This is a genomic window from Streptomyces sp. NPDC060028, from assembly GCF_042736725.1.
Taxonomy (GTDB): domain Bacteria; phylum Actinomycetota; class Actinomycetes; order Streptomycetales; family Streptomycetaceae; genus Streptomyces.
In genome coordinates, this window is the sequence record NZ_JBHWVJ010000151.1 from 1 (window position 1) to 9,249 (window position 9,249).

Sequence of the window (9,249 nt, forward strand, 5' to 3'; positions counted from 1 at the left end):
GGGCCGTGGGAAAAGGACCTGCTCAGCAGGCACCTCGCCGACGGCCCACCAGTACTGTGTGGCACAACCTCTGCGAAACCGCCCTGAGCGAAGTCAAGGCACACAGCACCTGCTGGGCTGAGGTTCCCCCGCTGTGCGGGAGGTGCTGACTAGCTGGTCAGGGCGGGTTGGTGTGGTTTCAGGTTCGCTTGTTCGGTCGCTGCCTGGTTGGCGTAGTGCTTCTCCTCGTACTCGATCGGGCTGAGGTATCCGAGTCGTTTCTGGATGCGGCGGGGGTTGTAGAAGCCGTCGATGTAGTTGAAGAGTGCGAGGTTCGCCTCGGCACGTGTGGCGAAGACGCGGCCGCGGACGCACTCGGTCTTGATGAGCATCCACAGGTTCTCGGCGAGGGCGTTGTCGAACGAGTCGCCGACTGATCCCATGGACGCCTGGATTCCGGCTCTGACCAGGCGTGTTGTGAGTTTCACGGATGTGTATTGGCAGCCGTGGTCGGCGTGGTGGATGAGTTCGCCGGCGGTGGGCTCGCGGCTGGCCAGGGCGTATTCGAGGGTGGTCAGGACCAGGTCGGCGTCCGCATGGGCGGAGGTTTCCCAGGCCACGACCCGGCGGGAGAACGCATCGCGGATTGCGGAGAGCCACAGCGGGCCTTCCAACGTCGCGATCATGGTCAGGTCGGTGACCCACAGCCGGTTCGGCATGTTCGCGGTGAAATCGCGTTGCACCAGGTCAGGAGCGAGTTCGGCGTCCGGGTCGCGTCGGGTGAATCCCTTGCCCCGGCGGGGGCTCATCCCGGCGAGGCCGGCCTGGCGCATGAGCCGTTCGACGCGCTTGCGGCCGACGTGGACGTCCTCGCGCTTGAGGACGGCGTGCACGCGCGGTGAGCCGTAGATCCCGCCGGACTCGTCGTGGACCTTTCGGATCCGGTCCGTCAGCTCGACGTCCCGGCGGCGGCGCTCACACGGCTCGGTCTCGGCCCGGCGCCAGCGGTAGTAGGTGGCGGAGGGATGTGAAGTTCCCGGAGTACGTGCTCGACCCCCAGGTGCGGGTGCTCGTCGAGGAGCGCGGTTGCCTGGGCCGGGCGCGGGCCGTAACCCGCGACAGGGACAATCCGTTGAGGATGAATGACATGACGGCAGCGCTGGGCACCTCATCGGACGCCGAGCCGGGCGAGCCTGCCGGACCGGCCGGCCTTGGTTGGGCCCCGGCCGGTCCGGCAGGCATGAACCCCCGCGCCCGGGAGACGATCGAGCACATCGTGGAGGCGGACCGCAACGGCGACGATGCGGCCATCCGTACCCTGCTGGCCGATCTGGCCGCGCTCGCGGACACCGCCACCCTGCTCTATCTGCGCGAGCGGCTGCACGAGGCGCACTGACTGCGGCTGGCCTGCGATCACCCCCACCGACCAACGAACCGAGCCATTCGACCAGCCCCCGGCGATACAGGGCAGCCGGACGACCAGTGCAGTCCCTGGCCGCACATGGTCCGAGAGTCGCTCGCGGGCCGACCGAGCCGCCGGGCCAGCCACGCTGCCAGGCCCTGAAATCCTCATGGTGCAATGGGGCCTGTCCGATGCCGCCTCGGCGCGGATCCTCGCGTATCCGGGACGAAACCCCCGGGCGGCATCGAACTGTAGAGGGGTCGCTGTGACCGCAGGAGAACCAGGCGGCGGGCGGACGTCTCGTCCTGACGCGGGCGGCAGCCGCCGGGGCAAGGCGATGACGCTGGCGGGGATACTGGAGGCGGCGGAGGCCGTGGCGCCCGTGGAGTCGCTCGACGTGGTCGCACGCATGCTCAAGAAGCAGCTCGGGGCCGCGTCGGTGTCGTTCCTGATCACCGACTTCACCGGCAGTTCCGTCGTACGGCTGGGAACCGCCGACAGCATCGACACCGACGAGCCGCCCCAGCGGATCCTGCTGCGCGACACCCTGTACGAAGACGTCATCCGCACCCAGCAGCCACAGGTCGAACACCGGGGCGAGAGCCGGTACGTGCGCGTGGTCGCCCCGGTGACCAACCGCGGGGACGCCATCAGACTCCTCGAACTGTTCCTCCCCACGGCGCCGGACGCTCAGGTCATGCGGGAGATCAGCGACACCGCGCACGCGCTCGCGCACATCGTCATCGCCAACCGGCTCCACACCGACGTCTACCAGTGGGGCCGCCGCACCAAGCCCCTGAGCCTGGCCGCCGAATCCAGCACCAACTGCTCCCCGCATCCCCGGCCTGCGAGGCCGCACAGTTCGCGGTCGCCGGGGCCCTGGAACCCGCCGAACACGTCGGAGGCGACACCTTCGACTACGTCATCGACCGCGACACGTCCAGCTCTCCGTCACCGACGCCATGGGCCACGACGTCAACGCCGCACTGCTCGCCACCCTCGTGGTGAGCGCCCTGCGACGGGCCCGGCGAGAGGGCGCCGACCTCGCCGAACAGGCCCGCCAAGCCGACCAGGCCATGCGCACCCGCGGCCGCAGCGGCTTCGTCACCGGCCAGCTGCTGCGCATCAGCCTCCTCGACGGGGGTACCGAGTTCGTCAACGCCGGACACCCCTGGCCGCTGCGCATGCGCGACGGCAAGGTGGATGAGATCGTTCCGAAAGTCGACCGGGCGTTCGGCCTCAACATCCATCCCACCGAGGCCAACACTTATCGCGTGCAGATGCTGGACCTGCGGCCCGGCGACCGGCTGATCATGCTCACCGACGGCATGCTGGAACGCAACGCCGAAAGCCTCGACCTCGCGGACCTGATCATCCGCACCCGCGCACTGCACCCCCGCGAAGCCACCCGCACCCTCATCAAAGCGATCGTCGACGCCGGCCACGGCTACCTCGACGACGACGCCACCGTCATGTGCCTCGACTGGCACGGCGTCCACAACTCCGAGCGCGACGCCGCCAACGGCGCCGACCTCACCGACGCCTCACCACCAGCAACAACGGGACCACCCGCCCCCAGCGATGACTGCGGCTCCCCCGCCCCGAAGCCTTGAACCAGCCCCGTGGTGGGCCGGCACTTGGTGATCGCCGGAGAATGCCGACGTCCAGGCCGCGGCGGCCGGCGGTCATGACGGGCAAGCTGCGTTGTTGATGCGGGCCTGCGCGGCATGCGCGCCCGCGAGGATCGGAAAGGGCGTCGCCGAGATCCGCGAGGTCACTTGCCCGCTGGGCGCGTTCCTCGATCAGGCGGCGGAAGCCCGCCAGCGCGTAGCGCTCTCCCGCCGGTGAGCCGGGCCCCCGGCATTCCGGCGACGCGGGCCATGACCTGCTGGGGCTGGGACTGCCAGCCGACCACCAGCACGCGTAGACCCAGGCAGTCATCGGCCATCACCGGGCGTTGACCACCCCACGACAGACCCGGACGGCCCGGGACTTCACGACTCACGGCGAGCTACTCCCGCTTGACGGCCTCGTAGATCGGCGCATCGGGCACCTGCCAGGACTTCGCCTGCCAGCCGAGCGAATCCGGCCGCGTCGACGGCGAAGCGGTTTTCTGCTCCCTGCCCGGCGACCCGGGACGGTCGGCGTGGCGGCTCGTGACCGTTCCGTCATGAACCGAGCCGTGCCGAAATCGACGACCTGAAGGTGGCAGGCCAGGAACGACGACAGCCCCGCGGCCGGGCGCGGTAGCCGGGGGCCGTCACACGATTCCGGACCCGTGGGGGGTGCAGGGGGCGCGTGTCGCGGATATCGACGGACGCCGGTTGGTCCGGGCCACGCCGTTTGGGCCGCTCAGGCGCGCACGCGGCTGTTGACACCGTCATGGCCGTCCGAGCTCTCCTCGTTGAACCAGTAGTCTCCCCCGCAGACGGAAGGAGTGCTCGCTCCTGCCCGGCAGGGCGGCCGTCACCGTGCGCAAGCCGTCCTTACGGTCAGGGTGTGGGTGCCAGACTGCCGGCTGTTCACCCACCAGTTCCCGCCGTGTGATCTTGCTGAGATGCGTCGGGCAAGTCGAGCGGTAGCGGGACTCCAGAAACCCCTGTCGAGCCACAAGTACCGCCGCTCAGCAGACTGGTGCCGACGGATTCAGCCCGCCAGGGCGACCAGCCCCCGGTAGTCAAGCTGTTCGGCCTGCCTGGCGGTGAGATGGACGTGGATGTTCGGCAGGGACTTCCTCAGGGCCGTGTAGTCGCCGGTGCAGGACTCCTCTTGGCCGCCGACCTCTGCCGGTTCCCAGAGAATCAGCAGCGTCTCGTGCCTGCGTGTGCCCTCCCGGGTCGCGAAAGCCAGCTCGTGAAGGACCAATCGCGGGGCATCCGGAGGAAGGGCCTGCACAAGCTCGTCGTGGGTCAGATTGCCCTCCAACTCGAGCACCAGGGCATGTGGCGTTGCCCAGCGAAAGATCACGGTGTTGACGTCTCGCCGGTCCTTCAGTTGCTGAAGGGCATCGATGCCTTCGGGAGACAGGCCGGTCGGGCTGCTCACACATGTCTCACTTCACTCGCGGACCAGAACCCGATAACCCAACGACCAGACCTTTCCGAAGATGCGCTGGTGTCGCGGGTCTTCGTGTCGACGTGGACGGGTACACCGCAGCGTGCGGCAGGCGGGAGGGCAGTACACCGCCGAGACCAGGCGGTCGGCCCCGACGTACACGACACCCCGCACTGCGGACACGAGGCCGTCATGCCGGCCTTCACCGCCTCGGTCCGAGCCCTCGCCCAACGCATCCGCTGCCAGTGCCTCGACTGATTCCCAATGAGGTTGTCAAGCGGGGTTGGTAACCTCATCAGGGATCAGTAACTGCGCGGGGCGGCCCGGGAGCCTCGCATCGGGTGGGCGGCAGGCCGAGCTGCTGCTCAATAACTCGAGACCGATCACCATCCGGGTGACCTCCCGGCGACGCTGACGAGCGTCGTGGCCACCGTCAGCCCGACTGGGGCCGAGCCCACGCGGCACGCGCAGCAGCGGTTGCCCGGGCCGTGGTGCCGGCGAATGTCTCAGGTCTCAGACTCACGGCCTGCCCCGCACCCCGTCCACCTGCGAAATCGCCAGGTGAACGTCTTACCTCACAGCCCGTGTCACAGGGCAGGCTCGCACGGCCTGGTCTCCTCGCCGTCGGCCTGGTCGCGGCCCTGGTCCCATTCGGCTTCTGTTCGGACCTCCGTTAGGGCCTCTGTTCGGAGCTCCGTTTCGGGTTCTCTTGGGGGTTCTCCGCGACGTCGGGGCGATGGCACGGTGGCAACGCTCTGATCTGCTGGACAAGGGGTGAGGCACCTGCGGTTCGCAGGCCCACCTGACCGAGGCGACGGCCGCGCCGGCACCCACCAGATACGGGGCCGAGTAACTGCGACTGGGCGTCCAGCTGGCCTCAGCGCGCGAGCTGAGCCGGCCTGGCGATGAGCTGGCACGCGAGGTCCTTGAGGTTCCCGTCATCGAGACAGACCCTGACGTACGCGGCACCGCCGGGCTTGTCCGCGGGAACGACGAAGTCGTAGGGCGTGATGGTGCCGCAGGCGATCGGGGAGCCGCCGCCCTGGCCGATCACGCCACGGTCCCCTTGGAGGGTGTAAACCCACGTGGTCCGGCACGTGAGCGCACTGTCCCCCACCGCGGACCTGTGCTGCCCGACGACTCGGACCGACCGGTTGTACCAAGTGACGGTTCCCCTGGTCCACGTGGCACCGAAGTTGATGTTGAAGTCACTGGTGGGATAGGCGGCCGCGGTCGCGGTCTGCGCGCCGGCGGCGGGGGCGCCCAGCAAGGTGCCCGCGGTCAGCACGACGGAACCGAGGGCGGCGGCGAGATGAGTCTTCATTCGATCTCCAGGATGGGATGAGCCGGTTGCGGCTTCACATCCTGGGCCGGCCAGCCGCCTGCGGCCTACCTGTTAAGTCACGGCTTAAAGGGGGGCCGGGACGGCAGGCGCGGCGCCTCGCGCACCTCGGCACGAGTGTCCGGTGGCAGCACCCGAGCAGGGCGGCACTGCGCTCACCAATCTGACGCCGTGGTGCCCTGGGGCCTCACGGCTACGTCAGGGCACCGGTCCGCAGCAGGGCCAGCCCGAGGGGGGTGATGAGGTGCAGCACGGACCCGCCTCGGCGGCTGGTGGTGATGAGGCCCGTGTTCCGCAGCACGGTCGCGTGCTGACTGGCCGCTGCGGCCGTTACGTTGAGGCGGCGGGCCAGTTCACTCGTCGTGCAGCCTTCGGCTGTCACATGCAGGGCGGCAGCTCGCGTGCGGCCGAGCAGAGACTCCAGGTTCCGCACGGCGGAGCCGTCCGCTTCTGCCGGTCCGGTACCGGTCAGCGGCCGGCGGAGAGCCGGCACGGTCAGTCGGGGCGGCTGGGAGGTATCGAGCGGGTCCCACAGAAAGCTCACCGGGCGCTTCGAGAAGAGCGTGGGCGTGATGATTAGTCCCCTTCCCTGGAGACGCACCTCAACTTGGCGCGGGTAGGGAGCTTCGAGCACCGGCGGACGCCAGCGGACCAGTGGTGCGCAGATCGAACGCAGCAGCAGATCGATGCCTCCCTCCAGCACCAGGTTCGCGCAACGGGTGGACAGCGCGACCAGTTCGGACCGCCCTTGATGCCAGTAGGGCTCCACGGTCAGCCGATAGCAGGCGCGCACGGCCTCGGCGAGCTCCCGCCGCGCGTCGCGGTCCCCTTCGGACACTCGTCTGGCCCATGGCAGGTGTGCGGGGTGGAAGTCGAGACCCTCGAACTCGCGTCGCAGCCGGGACACCGGGGCGTGCAGTAGGTTGTCCACGGCGTGGTCCAGAGAGGGCACATCGCCCATCAGGGCCAGCAGGTCAAGCCCGGGACCGCGCACCGGAACCAGGGACGTCAAGGGGCGCGTCTCCGCTCCCATCCGGCCCGCGACCGCTGACCGCCACGAGCGGAAGTGAGGAAGCTCCCGGTTCTCTCTCAGCAGCTCCAGACTGTAGTAGACCTCCGCCGCGACACCGATCGTTGCGGCCACCCGTGTCCGGGCGAGGTCTTCCGCCGTGAAGTGAATGCGTAACACCGACCGGCCTCCTGCCACCGCAGTAGAGCGCGTGAGCGCATCCCAAGCATGCCCCAATCCCCCGCGCCCGACCGGGCATTGAGGCGTGGGCCGCGCCCGCATCACCAAGGCATGGGCCGACACGGCTATCGGAACAAAGTCATCGGCCATGGCGCCCGCCTCGGCATCGATGTGGAAGTCACCCGCGGGGCGGGCAGCCTCGACGACGTCCCTGCCCGCGGCGGCCGGGGCAGGGACGCCGTACGGGCGGCGTCGCCCGTTGGCCTGCCGAGATGAGCCGGGGTCGGCTTGGAAGCGTGGTGTGCTTCCTACACGGCCCGTCGGCCGTAGGCGGGACGGGCCGGCCCCCGGGGCTGGTCTGCCGGACAGCGAAGGAGGACTGATGTCTCGTTTCCAGGACAGCCAGCGAACCGGAAGCACCATTTTGGCACTGCTCTGCGCAGTGCTCCTGAGCCAGGCCGCACTACTGACCGGTTCCAGCGCCCATGCGGCCGCCCACTCCACGAGACCCCGTGTCGACTGGGATGCGATCGCCCGATGCGAGTCGGGTGGCCACTGGCGGGCCAACACGGGCAACGGACACTACGGCGGTCTGCAGTTCACCCAGTCGAGCTGGAGGGCGGCCGGTGGTCGCCGGTACGCCGCCCGAGCCGACCTGGCCACGAAGCCGGAGCAGATCGCGACGGCCAGAAGGCTGGCCGCGGTGCAGGGCATGGGGGCATGGACCTGCGCCCGCCGGTAGCAGGCGGGCGGGCCCGTCAGCGGGGTTGGGTGTGAAGCCGGGCTTTCGTGCGCGAGACAGGCTGCTGCAAAAACTCTTTTCGCCGTGGCCTGGCGCGGCTGGCTGGACCTCACTGGATCTCGTCATGAGGCCGGCCTGCCCTGGAGGACGAGGGGAGGCCGGCCTGTACAGGGCTATGCTCTGCGGCTGGAACAGATGGCGGCGCTAGCTGTGACGGCGCGATGTGGCCGCCGGATTCAGGATTTGGTGCTCTGTCACTACTCGCCGTGCTGGTCGACCTTGTGGTGGCCGCCCTTGGAGCCGCCACCGCCGTTGACGCATACGTTGCCGAAGGCAGGGTTGAGGGCCCCGACGACGTTGACGGTGTTACCGCAGATGTTGATCGGGATGTGGATGGGCACCTGCAGGACGTTGCCGGACAGGACGCCCGGGGAGCCGATGGCAGCGCCCTCGGCCACGGCGTCGGCGGCGGCCATGCCGGCCCCGCCTGCCAGGACAGCACCAGCGGCGGCGGTAACGGCTACGACCTTGGCGATACGCGACATCATCAAGATCTCCTTGAACTCATACCAGCCGCAGAAGTACGGCGTGGACGTCCCCCACAACGGCCGAGCCGCCCGGCCGTCACGGGCGATGGGCCGAGTGAGTGTCCTGACCTTCGTGCGACTCTCGAGTCCCCCGTCATCACCCCGGCGACTGCCCTTCACCGGACGCCCAGGACATCGACGCATGGGGTGTGCTCCCCGCGGCCGTCAAGAGCATGGTGTGGACGCGCCGGAAGGCGCACCCGGGCAGGCTGTTCACAATGGTCGATGGGGCGCACCCTCCGACCCGACGTGCTCCACGGGGTGGAGGAGGCCACCAGTCAGATCCTTCACCATCCTCGCGACACCGGTCCGTGGATCTGCTCCAAGTACGTCCTGCCGCCTGCCGAAACCATCCTGCGCCTGGACGAGAAAGCCTCTCCCCGGTAGGTGGTTTCGGCTTCCCAATACGGACATCAAGCCGTTTCCTCAGCGAGGATGTTCTGGCGTGACTACCACCGATTTCGGGGAGCGATTTGATGGCAGCAGACATCTGGGTGATGGGCGGGGGTCTGCTTGAAAACCCCTACGGCCAGCTGATCCGCGCCGACGCCATCAGCCACCTCGCGGCCTGCGAGGACAAGCTGACCGCCTCCCGCCTCGGATCCGCCGAAGCGGTCACGCTGGCCCACAAGGACAAGGAGCGGGACACGGACCTGCCCCGGAACTTCCACCTGCGGCTCCTGGCCAAGCTGAGCGAGGCCCGCAACCAGGCCCGGAACACTGACGAGGACCTGGTGCTCTTCGCCGACCTCGACCACCACGGCACCTGGTAGTGGCTGATGAGTACCGTCTCGCAGTGGCGGGATGCCTGATGGTCTCAGCTACGCTGCTCGTGGGCGCCAGTCTGCGGTGAAGATTGTTCGTCAGCGGGTGAGTTCGAGGTTCGTCAAAACGAGCAGGGGGCCTCCCCCTGAGTGGTGGACACGCTGATACTGGATCTGCTTGATCCGGAGG

At 68.7% G+C, this 9,249-nt stretch carries 7 protein-coding genes and 3 pseudogenes; 5 read left to right on the forward strand and 5 right to left on the reverse strand.

Going from position 1 to position 9,249, the window contains the following annotated elements; translation table 11 throughout:
* Positions 1-149: 149 nt before the first annotated feature.
* Positions 150-989, reverse strand: a pseudogene (locus tag ACFWBF_RS36600) (IS3 family transposase); the annotation flags it as partial.
* Between the two features lie 17 nt (positions 990-1,006).
* Here ACFWBF_RS36600 and ACFWBF_RS36605 point away from each other — a divergent pair.
* Both ACFWBF_RS36605 and ACFWBF_RS36610 read left to right on the forward strand, forming a co-directional pair.
* On the forward strand, positions 1,007-1,375 hold the full coding sequence (locus tag ACFWBF_RS36605) for a hypothetical protein (RefSeq protein ID WP_385609166.1): 369 nt from the start codon (positions 1,007-1,009) through the stop codon (positions 1,373-1,375).
* 343 nt (positions 1,376-1,718) lie between these two features.
* Positions 1,719-2,994, forward strand: a pseudogene (locus tag ACFWBF_RS36610) (PP2C family protein-serine/threonine phosphatase).
* A 1,033-nt stretch (positions 2,995-4,027) separates the two neighbouring features.
* Here ACFWBF_RS36610 and ACFWBF_RS36615 read toward each other — a convergent pair.
* The 3 genes from ACFWBF_RS36615 to ACFWBF_RS36625 all read right to left on the reverse strand — a co-directional run bounded on the left by ACFWBF_RS36615 (position 4,028) and on the right by ACFWBF_RS36625 (position 6,966).
* Positions 4,028-4,426: a hypothetical protein gene (locus ACFWBF_RS36615; RefSeq protein ID WP_385609160.1), complete on the reverse strand. Its 399-nt coding sequence runs from the start codon at positions 4,424-4,426 to the stop codon at positions 4,028-4,030.
* An 886-nt stretch (positions 4,427-5,312) separates the two neighbouring features.
* Positions 5,313-5,759, reverse strand: a complete 447-nt coding sequence (locus tag ACFWBF_RS36620; RefSeq protein WP_385609161.1) for a hypothetical protein — start codon at positions 5,757-5,759, stop codon at positions 5,313-5,315.
* 211 nt (positions 5,760-5,970) lie between these two features.
* The gene (locus ACFWBF_RS36625; RefSeq protein ID WP_385609162.1) at positions 5,971-6,966 is read right to left on the reverse strand and encodes an ArsR/SmtB family transcription factor; all 996 of its coding nucleotides are present in this window, start codon (positions 6,964-6,966) and stop codon (positions 5,971-5,973) included.
* Between the two features lie 97 nt (positions 6,967-7,063).
* On the opposite strand from ACFWBF_RS36625, the pseudogene ACFWBF_RS36630 reads away from it, so the two are divergent.
* Together ACFWBF_RS36630 and ACFWBF_RS36635 are read left to right on the forward strand one after the other, a co-directional pair.
* A pseudogene (locus ACFWBF_RS36630) lies at positions 7,064-7,152 on the forward strand (IS5/IS1182 family transposase); the annotation flags it as partial.
* A gap of 196 nt (positions 7,153-7,348) precedes the next feature.
* Entirely contained in the window at positions 7,349-7,708 is a 360-nt protein-coding gene (locus ACFWBF_RS36635; protein WP_385609163.1) for a transglycosylase family protein, read from the forward strand.
* 257 nt (positions 7,709-7,965) lie between these two features.
* Here the strand turns inward: ACFWBF_RS36635 and ACFWBF_RS36640 are convergent, their stop codons facing one another.
* Entirely contained in the window at positions 7,966-8,253 is a 288-nt protein-coding gene (locus ACFWBF_RS36640) for a chaplin (RefSeq protein ID WP_385609165.1), read from the reverse strand.
* A 518-nt stretch (positions 8,254-8,771) separates the two neighbouring features.
* On the opposite strand from ACFWBF_RS36640, the gene ACFWBF_RS36645 reads away from it, so the two are divergent.
* Positions 8,772-9,068: a hypothetical protein gene (locus ACFWBF_RS36645; RefSeq protein ID WP_385609164.1), complete on the forward strand. Its 297-nt coding sequence runs from the start codon at positions 8,772-8,774 to the stop codon at positions 9,066-9,068.
* The last annotated feature ends 181 nt before the right edge of the window (positions 9,069-9,249 follow it).

Bases quoted from the DNA above. Each gene is read 5' to 3' on its own strand.
- ACFWBF_RS36635 (WP_385609163.1), top strand. From the start codon at position 7,349: ATGTCTCGTTTCCAGGACAGCCAGCGAACCGGAAGCACCATTTTGGCA.
- ACFWBF_RS36640 (WP_385609165.1), bottom strand. From the start codon at position 8,253: ATGTCGCGTATCGCCAAGGTCGTAGCCGTTACCGCCGCCGCTGGTGCT.
- ACFWBF_RS36645 (WP_385609164.1), top strand. From the start codon at position 8,772: ATGGCAGCAGACATCTGGGTGATGGGCGGGGGTCTGCTTGAAAACCCC.
- ACFWBF_RS36620 (WP_385609161.1), bottom strand. From the start codon at position 5,759: ATGAAGACTCATCTCGCCGCCGCCCTCGGTTCCGTCGTGCTGACCGCG.